Raw genomic sequence first — 18188 nt, forward strand, 5'->3', positions numbered from 1 at the left:
CATGAAACTACTGCTATCAATTTTCTTGCTATTATTGTCGGTGCTGGCTAGCCCAAGTCAGGCGGCAGAAACGCGCTTTGACAGCCTGTATTTCTTCCAGTCTGAAGACGTATTGAAGTCGAAACAAATCAAACCCGACGAGATGGCACGCTTCTCTAACAAAGTGCAGTCGCAGATTTGGAAAGCCTTAAAAAAAGCATCTATCCCCTCGACCAGCGGTTATCTGGTGATCGCCGTGCGCTCCGATGGCAAGGTAGCGACATGGCTGGATATGGAACCTGCTTTGCATGAATTTTATGAGACTGCAATTAGTGACGCGGTCAAAAAAATCGGTCCATTTTCTGTTGATCGTGGTCTGGTCGTATTTGGTATCAAGATGAATATCGACACCCCTAAAATGTTTGATTTTAAACGCGCTAATGAAATGCCCAAATTCACTACCCGTGCCAAGCCTTCTCCTAAAGAATGGCAAAGCGTATTAAAAAAAGTCAATAATCCCGACGATATTGAAGAAGTCGTAATGGCTGCCTGGCCAGAAGAGTAAGCAAAGTAATCGCAAAAAGTGAGTAATAAGTAACACGCAATATCAGCCCGCTAACAATGCAAACAATAGAACTGATCCCCGCAACAGAAGCCGATTTTGAGGCTCTGTTAGCACTGCGCATCCGCGCTATGCAAGCCAGTCTGGAGCGCATAGGCAGGTTTGACCCGCAACGTGCGCGTGAGCGATTACGCGCCAGTTATGACCCTGCGCTAACACGCCATATTATGATTGATGGCGATCAGCGAATTGGTTTTGTGGCGGTCAAACCCTGTGATGCCGGGCTAATGCTAGACCATTTATATCTTGATCCTCTTCATCATAGCCAAGGCATTGGCAGCCAGGTATTACAACAAATTTTTAGCGAAGCAGATCAGCTTGGGTTGAGCTTACATGTAGGTGCTTTACGTCAAAGCGACGCTAACTTGTTTTATCTCAAACATGAATTTGTATTTAGTCACGAGACGGAATGGGATATCTACTATGTCCGTCCGCCACGCCTGCAAAATTGAGTATTTTTACTGACGAAAAACTGTTAGCAGGCTCAGCCAATCCTGATTAAAATTCTTCTTCGCCCTCTTCATCATCCAATTCAAATCTTTCGGTCACTCAAATGCAAAACGGTATTCTGCAACACATCACTCCGCACGCGACGTATCTCAGCTTTACGATCAAACCCGCAGCCGATATCGCAGCTATCCGCAGCGCGCTCACTACCCTGTCTGCGCTAGTTGACGGCGACCATGTCGTGCTGGGTTTAGGCGCCTCCCTAGTCGCCGCTTTTGGCAAGACGATCGACGGGCTATACGAATTTGCTGGCATTGAAGGCAGCCGTGTCGGCTTGCCTGCGACACCCGCCGCCGTGTGGTGCTGGTTGCGAGAAACCGAGCGTGGCGAACTGGCGCACCAGACTCGCCGCGTACGACTCGCATTACATCCCGTCTTCGATTTGCAACAGGCAATTGATGGCTTTAAGTACGATACGGATCGCGATCTCACCGGCTATGAAGACGGCACCGAAAACCCGAAAGACCAAGCCGCCTTCAACGCCGCCATCGTACAAGGACAAGGCGTAGGCTTAGACGGCAGCAGCATGGTCGCCGTCCAGCAATGGTTACACCATTTCGACAAATTTGACGCCATGTCCAGCCAAGACCAAGACAACGCCGTTGGCCGTCGCAGAAGCGATAACGAAGAGCTGGAAGATGCACCGGAATCTGCTCACGTCAAACGCACAGCACAAGAAGATTTCGACCCCGAAGCATTCTCGCTGCGTCGTTCCATGCCATGGGCAGAACAAGGCAAGGCGGGTTTATATTTTGTCTCCTTCGGCAGCACGTTTTACCCATTCGCCGCACAATTGCGCCGCATGTCCGGAGCAGAAGACGGCATCGTCGACGCGATCTTCAAATTCAGCCAGCCAGTCACCGGCAGTTATTTCTGGTGCCCGCCGATGAAGGATGGGCGGATTGATTTGTCTGCGATAGAAAAAAAACAAGAAAAATAAAATTAAAAAAAGAGAAAGCTGCGGTTGCGGTATCAGCTCGATACTGGATAAGCCGCAGCAAAGGCAAGGATAACTTCACGCACGATTTTGCGCTGAGGTGCTGGCAAATTAAGAAATGCCTCGAAGGTTTCTCGTTCGTTGTACGAAATAGCCTCCTTCCAGTTGGCATTTTTTTGTTTGATTTTTTGCTTTACTTCCAATCCAAAAGTTAAATCATCAGGCGGCACGTTTAACCATGTCGCCAGCGTGATAATCTTTTCGTAAGGTGGAATTGATGCGCCAATCAGCCACTTCCGTACCCCGTGTAGCGTCATTGGTTCTCCATAATGGCGTAAATTAAATTCTCTCTCAAGTACCGCAGGCTCTGCATTGTAGCCTTGCGCCCTCATCGCTTCGGCTAATCTACCAGCAAATTTTTCTTTTTTGTTATCCATCCAGTTACGTTACTGGTTATAGATTTTAGTTACGTAACCTGTTAAATAGTTACGTTGTAAACTAAACTATTGGTTACGTTAATTTCTGTGCCAATAAAAATGTCAAAAAGTCTGCTGGAACAACTACCTGAAATCGTCGCCAAGGGGCGGCAAGAAGCTGAGCGTATCTTAGAAAGTCTGGAAAGTCGCCACCGAGTTGCATTGCAAACCCGTGAATGGGTATTGCCCGCAAAAGACAGCGCCAGTAACGATTGGATTAACACGAACCAGCGTCAGGATGCCGTTGCAGGTTTAAGTAACGCCACATCGGAATTGTTTGGGTCTGTGCAGGGTTCGCTTGGCGATGCGCCGAATCTGGGCGCACCGTGGACCAATCGCCTGATCTATGGTGATAACTTGCTAGCGATGGCTGCCTTATTGGCGGGCGATGAACAGACGCCTTCGCTGCGTGGCAAGATCGATCTTATCTACATCGATCCACCGTTTGATTCCAAAGCCGATTACCGCACCAAGGTTGTGTTGCCCGGCGTAGAACTCGAACAAAAGCCAACCGTGATTGAGCAGTTTGCCTACTCGGATACTTGGAGCGACGGTACTGCATCGTATCTGGCGATGATTACGCCGAGATTGATTTTGATGCGCGAATTATTGAGTGACAGCGGTTCAATTTATGTGCATTTGGATTGGCATGTTGGACATTACGTGAAAATTGTGATGGATGAAATATTCGGTCGGACATCATTTCTAAATGAGATATCGTGGTGCTACGAAGATATTGGCAGTCGCACTACTAATTACTTTAAGCGAAAACATGATTCCATTTTTTTTTACTCAAAAGGAGATGGCCGAACTTTTAATGTAACGAGAAAAAGGCTTTCCGACAGCACAATCAAGCGTTATCAACCATATTTTGACAAAAATGGTCAGATAACATATCGACATCTAAAGAATACAAATCCTGGCGTTTTTGCAAAACTCAAAGGGGTAAATGATCTCGACGATGTTTGGCTCGATATAAATAATGGAGCGGTTCTTAATGATTGGTGGACTGATATATCGCCACTTAAATCGGGATTCAACGAAGCGCTTGATTACTCTACGCAAAAGCCAGAAGCATTATTAGAGAGAATTATTCATTCATCTTCAAACCGAAACGATATAGTTTACGATTGCTTCGGAGGTTCTGGAACAACCGCGGCAGTCGCAGAAAAACTGGGGCGTCGCTGGATTACATCTGATCTAGGCAAACCTGCTTGCATGATCATGCGCAAGCGGCTGATCGATCAAAATGCAAGACCTTTCCTCTACCAAGCCATCGGTGATTATCAAGTTGAAGCAGCCAAGGCATCATTAGGACGAGGTTTCCGAATCGGTGATTTATCGCAAATCGTGCTGTCGTTGTATGGCGCTCTGCCCTTGTCGCCCGAAGACAATCCCAACCGTAACCTGGGCAAGATCATTGCTGGTGGCAGCAAGACATTAGTACTTGCCGATTCACCTAACAAACTGACTGGCGCTGCGACGCTAAAAAAGGCTATCGCACAGCGCGATAGCCTTATGGGCGGCTGGGATAAAGTTGTGGTACTTGGCTGGAACTTTGAACCGTCCATTGGTGAGACTATTTCTGCATTAAACGATAGTCGGCTGGAGGTCTTGGTGATCCCACCGGATTTGCTCGACCGGCTTAAGAAAAAAGGCAGTACAGAAAAATTACGTGGGCAAGTGCGCTTTGCCTCACTCCAATATCTGACGATAAAACCAGTTCAAAGAGTAAGTTACGTTGCAAGCACTGATGCAGACCTAAATGCCGGTCAAGAAACAATTACCGTGATGTTAGACAACTACGTCTTGTTATCGCCAGAAGCCATCAACCTTGATGATACCAACCGCAACAAACTGCATGCGGTCATGAATAAAGAACCGCTGGCGCTGATTGAATATTGGGCGGTTGATCCTGATTATGATGGACAGGTATTCCGTTCGGTATGGCAGGATTATCGCGGCAATACCGATAACGACGGTGATCCTTTGCGCGTCATCACCAAGGCAATCTTGAACTTGCCTGGCAAAGCAGGACCACGTCGTGTTTGTGTCCGTGTGGTGGATGTGTTTGGCTTTGAGGCCGAAGTGATTGCGGATGTGCTTGCAAAAGCGGAGGCGATATGAGCTTAGCTGCCAATATGGCTGATCCACAATTGCAACTTGCCGCTGGGTTGACCGAAAAGACCACCCAACTATGCATAGGAATAGAAAGCGGCGTCGCCGATATTTTTGAACTGGTCACACCGACCACGGCAGAATTATTGCATTGGTGGTTTAGTGACGATGCCTGCGCCACGCGCCGTTTTAATTTTCATTCTGGGCAGCGTCAGGCGATCTTAAATACCATCGTTGCGCATGAGGTATTGGCGTCGCCCAGTCTGCTGGATTTATACAAACAAGCTGCGCCAGATGCCCTGCTGACAGGCTCGCGCATGGGCGAGGTTGCGCAGGCCAAACATGCGCATCCTAAATATTGTTTGAAGATGGCAACGGGTACGGGCAAGACTTGGGTGTTGCAAGCCTTGCTGATCTGGCAGATGTTGAATAAATCTGCTGCCACTGCTGAAGGCATGGATGATCCCCGCTTTACACGCCAGTTTTTGATCGTGGCACCGGGTTTGATTGTGTATGAGCGTTTGCTCGATGCCTTTTGCGGCAAACTACGTAATGGCACGCGTGATTTTGCGACATCCGATGTAGCACTATGTGCCGAATTATTTATTCCAGAAACTTATCGGGATCAAGTCTTTGGTTTCGTGCGTGGCAATGTGTGCGACAAGGAAAACATCGGTTTAAAAGCCACAGGTAACGGCATGATTGCGATTACCAACTGGCATTTGCTGAGCGAAGTGGACGAGCTGGAAGAAGAGCAAGAATTAGATGCGCCCGGTTTAATACTTGATCCGCAGCAGGTAATTGATGCCTTATTGCCAGTCATGCCAGGTAAATCCACGGGAAATAGCTTGGACGTGTTGGATCGCCGTTATGCACGGGGCGGCGTACTGGATTTTTTGATTGGCTTGCCAGATTTGATGGTATTTAACGATGAGGCACACCATATCCATGAAGTAAAAAAAGAAGGAGATGTATCTGAAGTTGAATGGCAAAAGAGTTTGTCGCGGATTGCGTTTTCTAAGGGACGACGCTTTGTGCAAATGGATTTTTCCGCCACGCCGTATAACGATGTCGGTAGCGGAAAAACCAAGAAAAAGGTTTACTTCCCGCACATCATTGTGGACTTTGATTTGAAGAGTGCCATGCGCGCCGGATTGGTGAAGTCATTAGTCCTTGACCGGCGTAAAGAAATTGGTGCGTTGCCTCTGGAATTTAAAGCCGAGCGCGATGATGATGGTAATCCTACTTTAGGTCAAGGCCAGCGCGTCATGCTGCGTGCCGGCCTGCAAAAACTGCGCAAGCTCGAAGCTGATTTTGCAGCTATAGATCCATCACGCCATCCCAAGATGCTGGTGGTGTGTGAAGACACCACCGTATCGCCGCTAGTTGCGCAATTTTTGCAAGATGAAGGCTTGAGCGCAGATGAGGTGATGGCGATTGACTCTGGTAAAAAAGAAGAATTGAAACCAGCAGAATGGAACGTAGTGCGAGAGCGCTTATTTGATGTCGATAAACATGCGACGCCGCGCGTGATCGTCAGCGTACTGATGTTGCGGGAAGGTTTTGACGTGAATAATATCTGCGTGATAGTACCCTTGCGTTCGTCGCAAGCGCAGATTCTGTTAGAGCAAACCATAGGGCGAGGTTTGCGCTTAATGTGGCGCGAAGAAGAATATAGCGATCTCAAACATGAGAATCGCGAACGCATAAATCAAGGCAAAGAGCCAGGTAGCTTGATCGACATTTTATCGATTATTGAGCATCCGGCATTTCAGTCTTTTTACGATGAATTGATGGCCGCGGGCTTAGTCGGTGAAACAAGCGAAGATAGCGATAACACCAGCAGCACCGGCGATTTGATCGCAGCAAATTTACGTGATGGCTACGAGGAATTTGATTTCGCCTTACCTTTCATTCTGCATGAAGCCGATGAGCAAATGGAGCATCATGCAGTTGACGTGGCGGCTCTGCCGCCGTTTGGCGCGATGAGCCGTGGGGCTTTACAAGGTTTGCTCGGTAAGGGCGATACATTTGTCTCGCAGGATTTGCAAAGCAGTACCTTGTTTGGTGATTATCGGGTTGATGGTGCGGTGATGAACGTCTCTGGCTACAACGACTTCTTATCGCGCATTACCCGACGTATTGCGCAAGCCTTATCGCAGCCGCTGCCTAAGGGCAACAAGATTGCCTATCATCTGGCTAGCCCTTATTTGCAAACCAATACCGCTGCATTAACAGGGTGGCTAGAAAACTATATTCGTCATCAATTATTTAGCGAAACGTTTGATCCGATGGTAGATGAAAATTGGCGCGTATTATTATTGCAGTCAGTGGTTGACCATATCACCAAAGTATTTGCGATGGCATTAGTAGATGCCGAGCATAAGGAAATGCTAGGGTCAACTGAAGTAAAACATCGCCATTTATCCGAGGTAGAAAAATTGATGATGCGCGAAAGTAATTCCGTCGCGGTCAGTAAATGTATTTACGAACGTCTGCCTTATCCTGCCAAGAATGGCGGTTTGGAACGCGCGTTCATTAGCTGGGCGCAAGCTGATGCCAGCATTACGGCATTTTGTAAAATCAGCGAAACACGTCACGAGTTTGCCCGCCTGCGCTATGTGAAGGAAGACGGCATGCCAGCTTTCTATTCGCCGGATTTTTTTGTACGCAGCGAACAAGCGATTTATCTGGTTGAAACCAAGGCGCAACAGCAAGTGACACATCCAAATGTGCAGCGCAAGCTAAAAGCGGCTTCGTCCTGGTGTAATCGTATCAACACGCTAGAACCTGAAGAGCGCAGCGGTTTGCCCTGGCATTATGTGCTGTTAGGCGAAACTGCATTTTATGATTGGCATAGCAAAGGTGCTCGTTTATCGGAGTTGTTAGAGTTTGCGCGCTTACGACCAGTGGCTGATCAGTCATTACAAGGAAAGCTTGAATTGAGTTAAATCCTGATTTTGGTCTGCGAAACCATTGCTGTAATTTGCGCTTTTTGATGTATTGAAGAAAAAATTCTTTTGCAGTGGAGGGCGGGAAAATGTTGGTGAAGGCTTTAAAAATTGGGGTCTTAAGATTTACCCTCCAGAAAGCGAAAAGCCCCGATGAAACTCACCGAGGCTTAGACGCCGACCGGGAACCCCCAGTCCACTTGCTGCGAACTATAGCAAGTTAAAGTCAAATGGTAATGAAACGGCGAAAATTTTTTCTGATTTTGCCTCTTCTTAAAACTATATATTAATCCGTACCGCAAAGAACCCATTAGCGTATACAACCTATACCTGCTGCGCAATGCTGACCGTGAGGAGAAAGGCTTGGGTTTTGCGCTTGCGGGCAATTTCTATTCTGATTTTTTACTCTGGTTGGTCGATGACCAGACGGGTCAGCAATGGTTGAGTTTTGTAGATCCCAAAGGTCTGCGCAATCTTGATTTGACGCATCCTAAATTGGGTTTATGCAAAGAAGTTAAAACCTTGCAGTAAGAGCCGAATGACCCAACACTTACGCTAAACGCTTTCATCTTGTCAGCGACGAAGTTTAAAGATTTATTGAATGTGGGTGATATACCGGCGAAAGCTGAACTTGAAGATAGAAATGTATTGTTTATGGAAGACGGTGGCAATGCGTATCTCAAGAAGATGTTTACTCGGATAGTGTGATTTGGCTTGCGATGTTAAGCAAACTAAAGCGACCGCATCTACAGCCTTGTCACTGCATCGAGCAAAACCGCGACATGCTCAATCAGTTCTTCGACAAAACCCAATGTGACATCTAGGTCGCCTTCATATTCGGCCAGGTTGCGTTTACTGTGTGCCTGATTGAGGATGAGCCATTGCTCGGGTTTGAATTGTAGTGTGTGTTCCAGACACTGAAATACCAAGTAACGGTTTTCGCTGCGGTAGCCATGCGCTCTCAGTGCAGCTAGTGCGGCGGCATGTCCGGCGTTGTAGGCCAGATCAAAACGGCTTTCTAATGCGAGGCTTACTTGTCGTGCGTCTTGTAAGCGTACTCGTGATGAGCGCAGCAGACCTGCCAATTCGCGTGCATCTGGTGGTTCAGCCTTGAGCTTACCTATTTTTGCTAGATTGTCTAACTGCGGTGAGTCGGGCGATGTCATACTCTGCTCCTTTCACAAAAATTTTGGGCTGCTCTAGTACACGCATGATAAATGATCTGCCTTCACTGACTCGTTGGGTGAATTCGGCTTGGGTATATAGCGTTGGATTAATTACACGTCCCAGTTGGGTCTGGGCGGGTAACAGGGCTGTCAGTAGTTGCGTATTGGACGACAAATCACCTATCACCATCAAATCAATATCGCTGCCAGCATGTTCGCTGCCCTTTGCGATTGATCCATAGACGAATGCTAATTCTATTTGCGGCCATACTGGTTGTAAAGCTGTGCGCAGCACATCGGCTACACCAAAGGTTTTTAGGACGATGCTGCGCAACTCTTCAAAGATGGGGGCTTCTCGGTTAGCCTGGTAGTGCTTTTGATTACCTATTTTTTGCATGGTGATTAATGCCGAGGCTCCGAGGCGTGCTAATTCGCGCTGTACTGCACCTGACCCTGAGTCGGCCAATGCAATGATTTCGTTGGCATAAAAGGAGCGATCTGGCTGGCCAAATAAGACCGCCAAGACTCGTTGTTGTGTTTTAGAAAATAATGCATCTGAATAAGTACCCATATTGGGTATGATAGCACCCAATATGGGTACGATCAATTGCTGCTTACTTGGTTTTTACTTTTTATCCTAATACACTTGCTATGGAACTCACTATCTATGATTCAAAAAAACTTTTCTGCAGTAATTCACCGCAGACTCTCGCCATATTTAAATAATCTCAATCGAACTGCAGAGGCTCGCTTGAAATAATAGAGAATATAGCGTCGCATTAAATGCTTCATTCGAACTAAAAAAAGCTACATTATGTTGAGCGAACTTCTTTTTATATACAACAGATAGCCACGCATCAACATTCAATCCGTGGGATTGTTATTCGCAATATTTCGTTTTTTAATCGCACGCAGGCAGCGTTTGCTGCTGGTGGTCAGGGTTAGCATTAGAGCTTCGTCGTCTTCTGCCAGTTGCCCTGCTTTTTGTAACAGGCAAATCTGACTGACTTGGCTGGCTTGATGCAGAATTTGCCCCATCGCGCTGCGTGGGGTTTTGTCGCTGTTATTGATTTTGTCTTTGGTATTTTGGGCATTGTGGTTATGTTGCTCATCAATGGCGCTAATGACGTTTGCCGGAAATCCCCAATGCTCTCCGATTCTCGCTGCGAGGTGGTGGGCATCTTTTACTAACCTTGCCCTGAACCGTGCATCGTCTGGAAACCTTTGCCGCTTGCCGGTGCGGTCGGCGATCCGCAACGCGACGATCATGCCGACGCTTTGCAATAGGCCGGCTAAAAATGCGGGGAAGGGATCTTCGCCTTGCTCTATGGCGAATAGGCGGGCAGCGTTGGCGCAGGCTTCGGATTGTTCCCAGATAATGGGCGCCAAGAGTTTGCTCAGGCTGCCCGATTGTAATTGTATGATGGGGCGGAAAGAGACTTTTGCCAATAACATCCGCAAGCCGTTTTGTCCTAGCAGTAGCAGTGCGCTTTCCAGATTATTGATTTTGTTACTGGTGCCGTAGAAAGAGCTATTCGCTTCATTCAGTACCTCGGCGACGAGCACCACATCTTTTGCGATGATGTCGGCAAGGCTCTTGCCTGAGGCGTTTTCATCGCGCAAACTTTTGAAGAGTTGCGGCAGCACCGCGGGCACGCGTGGAATTAAATCTTGGCCTGCAAATTTACTCCGGCTTAATTCTTGTAGTTGTTGCAGTAATTGCAGTGCACTGAGATTGGAGGCAGCAGTGGGTGAGCTAAAACCTGCGTCAACCAGCAAATCTTCTAACAGCCAAAGCAGATAATCTGCCTGCCAATCGATGTCGCTACTGATGGTGGTATTGTTAGCGGTGAGGTCGTCTATTGGCATTAATGACGCTGCCGATTTTTCCACTGACTCTGTTAGATTTATTTGTCCGTTATTGCCGTAAGACGTGTCTGTTGAGCTGAGCGGAGTCCGAACAGATGTTGGTGTCGTTCGGATAAAAATTTGTTTGATCCAAGCCATCAGACTAGCCACATTTGATCCTTATATTTCTGATTTTTCAATTTGATATAAATTAGTACTTACGAAAAACCGCCCTAACTTGTTATCGCTCGCATTCGGACTAAAGTCCTGCCACACGTCCCCTTATTTTTACGCAGGATTTTTAGAACTGTCTAACGCCAGTAATTTTAAAAATCCATCCAGCGGCAAGGGTTTAGAGAACAAATAACCTTGGAAGGCGAGACAATTATGCTGTATCAAAAAGCTACGTTGTGCGTCGGTTTCTACGCCCTCTGCAATCACGTTTAAGCCAAGATTAACACCCAGCGAAATGATCGCACGCACGATGGTTGCGTCGTTCTCATCGTCGCTTAAATCGCGTACAAATGATTGATCAATTTTGAGTTGATTAAGCGGCAGTCGTTGCAAGTACGCGAGTGAAGAATAGCCAGTGCCAAAATCATCCATAGAAAAAGAAATACCTAGTTTTTTCAGTTGATGCATTTTCTCGGTCGTGGCATCGACATTATCCAGCACCGTGCTTTCGGTCAGTTCAATTTTTAAACGTGTCGGATCGATCCCGTGCCGATGGACTATCTCGGTAAAAGCCTCGACAAAATCGGCCTGTTTAAATTGTTTGGCACTGACGTTAACTGCCAGACTAAGGTGGCGACTATCTTCATGTGCCTCCCATAGTTTAATTTGGGCGCAGGCGGTTTCCATCACCCAAAGACCAATCGGAATAATTAAGCCGGTTTCTTCTGCCAGTGGAATAAAATCGGCTGGCGATATAAAGCCGCGGTCAGGATGTATCCAGCGGAGCAGTGCTTCGGCACCGATCAATTTGCCATCGGAATTGACTTGCACCTGGTAATACAACTGGAACTGGTTTTGCGCCAGTGCCAGACGTAAATTAGACTCCAGCATCATGCGTACGACTAGGATTGCTTGCATGGCCGGATCAAAGAAACGTACTGCATTACGTCCTGAAGTTTTTGCCTCGTACATCGCGGTATCGGCACGTTTGAATAAGTCTTTGACGGTGACATCATTACCCTGGAACAGACAAGCGCCGATACTGCTAGAGCCGTGGTGTTCAAAATCCATAATCGCGTAAGGCTGACTTAATACTTGCCGGATTTTTTCTGCAATACGATCAGTTTGCTGGATCGCCTCATTGCGTGTATGGCTCAGTTCTTCCAGCACCACCACAAATTCATCACCGCCAAGACGTGCCACGGTATCGCATTCACGCATACAAGTTTGTAACCGGCGGGCAGTTTCTACCAACAAAATATCCCCGGCATCATGGCCGCGGGTGTCATTCAGCGTTTTAAAATTATCCAGATCGATGAACAAAATCGCGCTGTGACTTTCATTGCGTTTGCTGATGCTAATCAGATGTTGCAGCCGGTCCATCAGCAAGCGGCGGTTCGGTAATTGGGTGAGCGGATCGTAAAAAGCCAGATTGCGTATTTCTGCCTCATAACCTTTGTGGCGGCTAATATCGGTAAATGATCCAACATAATTTGTAATGTCGCCACGGCTATCTGTGATGGCAGTCACGGTGATCATTTGCGGATAAATTTCCCCGTTTTTACGACGGTTCCATAGCTCACCTTGCCAGAAATGGTGTTCTTTTAAGTAGTCCATGAGGACATCGTAAAAAGCTTTATCTTGCTGCTTGTCATAGTGACGCCGGATTTTTTGACCGATTAACTCATTGCTGTCGTAGCCCGCGATTTTTGAAAACGCATGGTTGACGCGCAATATCTGCCAATCAGCATCAGTGACAAAAATCCCTTCTTGCGACTCAAAAGTAAAAGCCGCGATACGTAAATCTTTTTCAGCCTGTTTGCGCTCGGTAATGTCGCTCACAAAACAATGCCATAGCATGGCGCCGTCGGCTTCGCGCTCTGGTAATGCGTCAACCATTAACCAGCGCACGGTGCCATCCGCACGGCGGAAGCGGAATTCATTTTGCCAAGGCGACATGGTTCTGGTCGCTTCGCGCAGGCTGATGTTGCCCTTTTCAACATCGCCGCTATCGATTTTCTGTAATACATGTACAGCATCGCTCACCACCTGTTCTTGCGTCACCTCAAATATCCCCAAAATAGCGTCGCTGGCATAAGGGACACTGACGCTGCGGTCAGCGCGTATGCGGTATTGCATGATTAAACCGGGTAAGCGGGATGCCACTTTGTTGATGCGTTCTAAGGCATCTTGTATCTCACGCGCTGCTTGCAAACTTTCTGCTTGCAAGGCGGTAATCACCAAAGCCACGATCGTCATAGTGAACATATAGGCCCACAGAACCAATAAGCTGCTCTCTGATTGCAAGTCAGTAAACGGCCCTCTACCGCTAGCCGTTGTCAAAGCCGCGATTGCCGATGAGGCCAGGGCTATTGCCGTCGCACCCGTCACGCCAAACCGCAATGCAGACCAGATTGTGGTGGCGACTACGATAAACGTCAGATCAATCTGGCGCTCGGTCACCATAAAGATAAACCAGTTAATCGTACAAAAAATCAGCATAAAAATGATGATTTCTTCCCGGCGCTTGATCAGGTCTTTAACTGAGCTGGCAGACAGCGACAGTAACAGCGGTGCCATCAACAAAGTCCCGACCAAGTCGCCCGCCCACCAGGTAGACCAGGTCAAAGGAAGATTTTCTACCCAGCCGTGCCAGCCAAGTACCAAGGTGCCAATACTGGCAGACATCGTCATACCCAGCATGGCGGCAATGGTGAACCAGACTACATCTTTGCGTTGTAAAAACTGCGGGTGTACCTCTTTGTAGCGCAAGACCACGCAACATACAAAGGCCGCCAAGGTGTTGCCAAATGAAACCAGAGCGGCAGTTGCTGGCGATAAGCCTGCCGACAAATCTTGTAAAAAGGCGGCGAGATAAATCACGCCTAGCATACGGTTACCGTAGCGCATTAGCCCAGCCACGGCGACACCCGCAGGCAACCATAACAAGCTGATGTGAGGGGAGAGGTAGGTTACAGCTAAGCCCAGATGCCCGGTACCGAGGTACAGCAATACCAATAGCGCAGCACGCGCGAGAAATGCGTTGGGATGTAAATGGACGGTAGAGAAGACTTTGTGAGATCTGGACATGAAATAGGAAGCCTAAAATGACCTTCAGCGCGCACAACGCTTAGCCATTATGCGTTATACCGCTAGAGTTTGAAAACGGTATGTCGCTTTCTCGTAGAGAAAGGTCTGATCTGCTGATTAATAATGTTGTACCAATTGTCACCTATATAATTTTTGTACTGGTTTGCGTCGCCTGGCGCGGGTATAAAGCTTGTGTAACTAGGGATACAATTTTTACAGATCATTTTTTATGCCGCCTCCACAAAAAAAGCCTTTCGCTCCTATACTGGCAGAACCAATTTTTTGTCTTTTATCACCACGGATTAAGTCTGATGACACCATTGATTTTGCAAGCTAAAGACGGCGCCCGCGCCACTATCACTCCGCATGGTGCGCATGTGTACTCGTGGATACCTGCTGGTGGTCGGGAGCAGTTATTTTTGAGTAAAGCCTCATCAACCACGGATGGCACGGCCATTCGCGGCGGCGTGCCTGTGATTTTTCCGCAATTTGCTAACGTCGGTGCCTTGCCTAAACATGGCTTTGCGCGTACATCCTTGTGGCGTTTAGTGGAAACTGGTTACAGGACAGAAAGCGCCGAAGACGCTGCCTATGCCATTTTTGATCTGCAAGAAAATATCGCTCGCCTGCAAATCTGGCCGCATGTTTTTCGCGCAGAACTCGCCGTCAGCGTTGTCGGCAATCGCCTGACAATACGACTAAGCATTCACAATACTGGCGACACCAGTTTTAGTTTTACCAGCGCTTTACACACCTATCTAGCGGTGGATCAGATTGCCGATGTGAGCGTGCATGGCTTGGCGGGTTTGCGTTATCGGGACTCGGTCAGCGGGGTCAGTGAGTGTCTGGAGCAAGAGGCGAGTTTGCGGATTAATGGGGAGATCGACAGAATTTACGCCAATGTGCAGCAACTCCCATCACAGCTAGTAATGCACCAGCCGCAGCAAATAACCCGCATTAGTCAAACCGGTTTTACCGATGCCGTAGTCTGGAATCCAGGCGCAGAAAAAGCTGCCGCCTTAGCCGATATGGAGGCTGGCGGCGAGCAACGCATGCTATGCATCGAAGCCGCCACCGTCATGCATCCTGTCGTATTAGCACCCGGCGCTGGTTGGACTGGTAGCCAGACGCTAAGCGTAGAAATATCGGCTTTAACGGCGTAATTTTGCAGGATAATTACATATACTCCCCTAAAAATTAAACGAAATAGGCTGATTGTCCAGTAATTATATGGACAATAAAAATATACCTATGACAGTATATTTTTTATGGGTCGTTGGCTGAATGGTAGTTTTAACCAGATAAATTTGTTTTGCGGTAAATGGAATTAAATTTGCCCGCAGCGTTCTAACCAGTAATTGTTAAAGCGAGCCTCTAAACTCACGCAGCAAAATACCCCGTTATTTGATGAAGTGCCCACAAGGATTATCGATGTCGATTCTGTCCCCTGTATTTGAGTCATCCGCAGTTAAGTTGACTGTAGTTACATCAACGGCTCCAGCACATGTTTTTTCCAGCAATCTAAAGTCAGCCCGGCAACGCATGCATAAAACTATGGCAAGTGGCATGCTGGTGTCTGGTCTGGTGCTGACCTTGAGCTTACTGTTCTCGCCGAAAACTAATGCGGCTGACCTTGTAGCTAACTTGCCAAAAGGCGTCAGCCAGATTACTAGCGTAGAAGGGATTACTGAATACCGTTTGCCAAACGGTTTAAAAGTATTGCTGATGCCAGATGCATCCAAGCCAACCATCACCGTCAATTTGACTTATCTGGTGGGATCGCGTTTTGAGAATTATGGCGAAACCGGCATGGCACATTTGTTAGAGCACATGATGTTTAAGGGCACACCCAATAATCCAAAAATTACTGAACAATTTAACCAGCGCGGCATGCGCATGAACGGTACCACCTCGCTAGACCGCACCAATTATTACGAGCTGTTCCAGGCCAGTGACGATAATCTGAAGTGGGCTTTACAGATGGAAGCGGATCGTATGGTGCATTCCAATATCGCCAAAAAAGATTTGGATTCAGAAATGACCGTGGTACGCAATGAGTTTGAAGGTGATGAAAATTCTCCTAGCGGCGTAATGATGAAGCGCATGCAAAGCGTCGCCTTTGACTGGCACAATTATGGCAACGCTACTATCGGCAACCGCAGCGATATTGAGAACGTTAAGATAGAAAATCTGCAAGCGTTTTACCATCAATATTACCAGCCCGATAATGCAGTCTTGTTAGTCGCCGGTAAATTTGATCAGACCAAAACTCTGCAATGGATTGCTACGGATTTTGGCAAAATCGCCAAGCCGACACGAGTGCTGCCAACGTTCTGGACGGTGGAGCCAACGCAGGATGGCGAGCGTAATTTTGTAGTCAGGCGCAAAGGCGATATCCAACTGGTGATGGTGGCATATAAGACACCAGCTAACTTACATCCGGACAGTGATCCGCTTGGCTTTGCGGGCGATATTTTGACCGACTCACCTAATGGTCGGTTGCACAAACAACTGGTAGAAACAGGCAAGGTCGTCCAGGTATTTTCTAGCGATCTGGGTAGCGTGGCTCCAGGTCTTAAAATCATTGGTGCCGTGGTAAAAAAAGACGCGTCTATTGATGCAGCTAAAGATGCTTTACTAGCAGGGATAGAGGATTTTAAAGCGAACCCTCCCACCAAAGAAGAGATGGACAGAGTCAAACTCGACACTGCCAACGAGTATGAAAAAATCTTGAATAATCACGAGTCTATTGGCATCAGCATGTCGGAATATATTGCTCTGGGTGACTGGCGATATTTGTTTAAGGACAGAGATAATAGCCAGCTAGTCACAGCAGAGCAAGTCACTGCCGCAGTCAAACGTTATTTTGTCCGTGACAACCGCACCATTGGCATGTTTATTCCCGAAGACGCACCGCAACGCGCAGAGATCAGCGCTGCACCAAGCATGGCTGATGTCATGAAGGACTTTAAACCTAAGGCCGATACTTTAAGCGCAGAAGTATTTGATTCCACGCCAGCCAATATCGACAAGCGCACACAGCATGCCACCATCGGCGGTTTACATCTTGCGTTATTGCCTAAGAAAACTCGCGGTGAAACGGTCAACGTTTCGTTGAGTTTGCATTGGGGTGATGAGAAAAGTTTATTCGATAAAAAAACCGTTGCCGCATTCACTCGCGGTTTGCTTACTGCGGGTACCAGCAAATATAGCCGCGCGCAGTTGGCGGATGAAATGGCAAAACTTAAAATTACTGGCAATGCGTTTTCTTACCAGACCACCAAGGCGAATTTACCCGCTGCCATCGCATTGATGGCGCATGTACTGCGTGAACCAAGCTTCCCCGCCAGTGAATTTACACAAGCGCGCGAGTCGTTGATTGTAGGAGTAGAGGGGAGTCGTAACGAGCCATCAACTGTCGCCAACCAGGCATTGGCACAGCATTTTAACCGCTACCCCAAAGGCGATATTCGCGCCAGCCAAACCATAGACGAATCACTTGCGAGTGCCCGCAAGCTGAGTCTGGAAGAGATAAAAGCCTATTACACACAGTTTTACGGTGCCTCCAAAGGCGAGTTAGCGATTGTCGGCGATATGGATGTAGAGAGCACCAAACAAGCGGTGACAACTGCCTTTGCCGGTTGGAAAAGTGCCGCACCCTACGCACGTCTGGTCGATTACCAAGAGATTATTCCCGCAATACGTCAGACCTTTAATACGCCAGACAAAGAGAACGGCTATTTTGTAAGCCGGATGAATCTAGCTTTGCGTCAAGACGATAGCGATTACCCGGCACTCAGCCTGGCAAATTACATCTTCGGTGCAGGCTCGGGATTGAACTCACGACTGATGGACCGGATTCGCCAAAAAGACGGTTTATCTTATGGCGGTGGCTCTGATTTATCTGCCGGTGATTTTGATCCGGTTGGTAGTTTTAGCATCAGCGCCACTGCGGCACCGCAAAATTTAATCAAACTAGAAGCCGCCATCAAAGAAGAATTACAGCGTGCACTGAGCCAGGGATTTACGCAGGAGGAATTAAGCCGCGCCAAGTCCGGCTTGCTACAACAACGCGCACAAAACCGTACTAGCGATGCGGCCATCGCTGGCGGCTGGGCTTACGATTTATATCTGAACCGTACCTGGGCATGGAGCCAGGCGCTGGACGATAAAATCAAGGCGGTGACTCTGGAGCAAATGAATGCCGCGTTTAAAAAATATATAGACCCGGCAAAGATGAGCACCTTTATTGCCGGTGACGAGGCTAAGGCAAAGGCGAAGTAATTTCCTAAAAACTCTTGAGTAACGAGTGAAAAAAGC

General features: G+C 47.7%; 13 protein-coding genes. 8 read left to right on the top strand and 5 right to left on the bottom strand.

All coding sequences use genetic code 11. The features are described 5' to 3' along the window. The first annotated feature begins 1 nt into the window (after position 1). From RGU72_RS16200 to RGU72_RS16210, 3 genes are all read left to right on the top strand, one after another. Positions 2-544 (top strand): hypothetical protein, encoded by a 543-nt coding sequence (locus RGU72_RS16200; protein WP_322120717.1) that lies wholly within the window; start codon positions 2-4, stop codon positions 542-544. A 56-nt stretch (positions 545-600) separates the two neighbouring features. Next, a complete protein-coding gene (locus RGU72_RS16205; RefSeq protein WP_322120718.1) occupies positions 601-1053 on the top strand; it encodes a GNAT family N-acetyltransferase in 453 nt (150 codons plus the stop codon). A 101-nt stretch (positions 1054-1154) separates the two neighbouring features. Continuing rightward, positions 1155-2048, top strand: a complete 894-nt coding sequence (locus tag RGU72_RS16210; protein ID WP_322120719.1) for a Dyp-type peroxidase — start codon at positions 1155-1157, stop codon at positions 2046-2048. A 32-nt stretch (positions 2049-2080) separates the two neighbouring features. Here RGU72_RS16210 and RGU72_RS16215 read toward each other — a convergent pair whose 3' ends face one another. Beyond that, on the bottom strand, positions 2081-2482 hold the full coding sequence (locus RGU72_RS16215) for an XRE family transcriptional regulator (RefSeq protein WP_322120720.1): 402 nt from the start codon (positions 2480-2482) through the stop codon (positions 2081-2083). 99 nt (positions 2483-2581) lie between these two features. On the opposite strand from RGU72_RS16215, the gene RGU72_RS16220 reads away from it, so the two are divergent. The 3 genes from RGU72_RS16220 (at position 2582) to RGU72_RS16230 (ending at position 8121) form a co-directional block, all read left to right on the top strand. Further along, on the top strand, positions 2582-4648 hold the full coding sequence (locus RGU72_RS16220; RefSeq protein ID WP_322120721.1) for a site-specific DNA-methyltransferase: 2067 nt from the start codon (positions 2582-2584) through the stop codon (positions 4646-4648). Then, positions 4645-7590 (top strand): DEAD/DEAH box helicase family protein, encoded by a 2946-nt coding sequence (locus RGU72_RS16225; RefSeq protein WP_322120722.1) that lies wholly within the window; start codon positions 4645-4647, stop codon positions 7588-7590. Before RGU72_RS16220 ends, RGU72_RS16225 begins: the two co-directional genes overlap by 4 nt. 363 nt (positions 7591-7953) lie before the next feature. Then, on the top strand, positions 7954-8121 hold the full coding sequence (locus tag RGU72_RS16230; protein WP_322120723.1) for a hypothetical protein: 168 nt from the start codon (positions 7954-7956) through the stop codon (positions 8119-8121). Positions 8122-8336: 215 nt separating this feature from the next. Here RGU72_RS16230 and RGU72_RS16235 read toward each other — a convergent pair whose 3' ends face one another. The 4 genes from RGU72_RS16235 to RGU72_RS16250 all read right to left on the bottom strand — a co-directional run bounded on the left by RGU72_RS16235 (position 8337) and on the right by RGU72_RS16250 (position 13868). Beyond that, complete coding sequence (locus tag RGU72_RS16235; RefSeq protein WP_322120724.1) at positions 8337-8756, bottom strand: hypothetical protein; 420 nt, start codon at positions 8754-8756, stop codon at positions 8337-8339. Next, positions 8707-9363 carry a nucleotidyltransferase domain-containing protein gene (locus tag RGU72_RS16240; protein WP_322120725.1) on the bottom strand — a complete coding sequence of 219 codons (657 nt, stop codon included), beginning with the start codon at positions 9361-9363 and terminating at the stop codon, positions 8707-8709. Before RGU72_RS16240 ends, RGU72_RS16235 begins: the two co-directional genes overlap by 50 nt. A 257-nt stretch (positions 9364-9620) precedes the next feature. Continuing rightward, positions 9621-10775: an HDOD domain-containing protein gene (locus tag RGU72_RS16245; protein ID WP_322120726.1), complete on the bottom strand. Its 1155-nt coding sequence runs from the start codon at positions 10773-10775 to the stop codon at positions 9621-9623. Positions 10776-10892: 117 nt separating this feature from the next. Further along, positions 10893-13868 carry an EAL domain-containing protein gene (locus tag RGU72_RS16250; RefSeq protein ID WP_322120727.1) on the bottom strand — a complete coding sequence of 992 codons (2976 nt, stop codon included), beginning with the start codon at positions 13866-13868 and terminating at the stop codon, positions 10893-10895. Between the two features lie 311 nt (positions 13869-14179). On the opposite strand from RGU72_RS16250, the gene RGU72_RS16255 reads away from it, so the two are divergent. Together RGU72_RS16255 and RGU72_RS16260 are read left to right on the top strand one after the other, a co-directional pair. Next, entirely contained in the window at positions 14180-15031 is an 852-nt protein-coding gene (locus RGU72_RS16255) for a D-hexose-6-phosphate mutarotase (protein ID WP_322120728.1), read from the top strand. Positions 15032-15299: 268 nt separating this feature from the next. Further along, complete coding sequence (locus RGU72_RS16260; protein WP_322120729.1) at positions 15300-18152, top strand: pitrilysin family protein; 2853 nt, start codon at positions 15300-15302, stop codon at positions 18150-18152. Positions 18153-18188 lie beyond the last annotated feature (36 nt).

Source organism: Undibacterium sp. 5I1, from assembly GCF_034314085.1.
GTDB lineage: Bacteria > Pseudomonadota > Gammaproteobacteria > Burkholderiales > Burkholderiaceae_D > Undibacterium.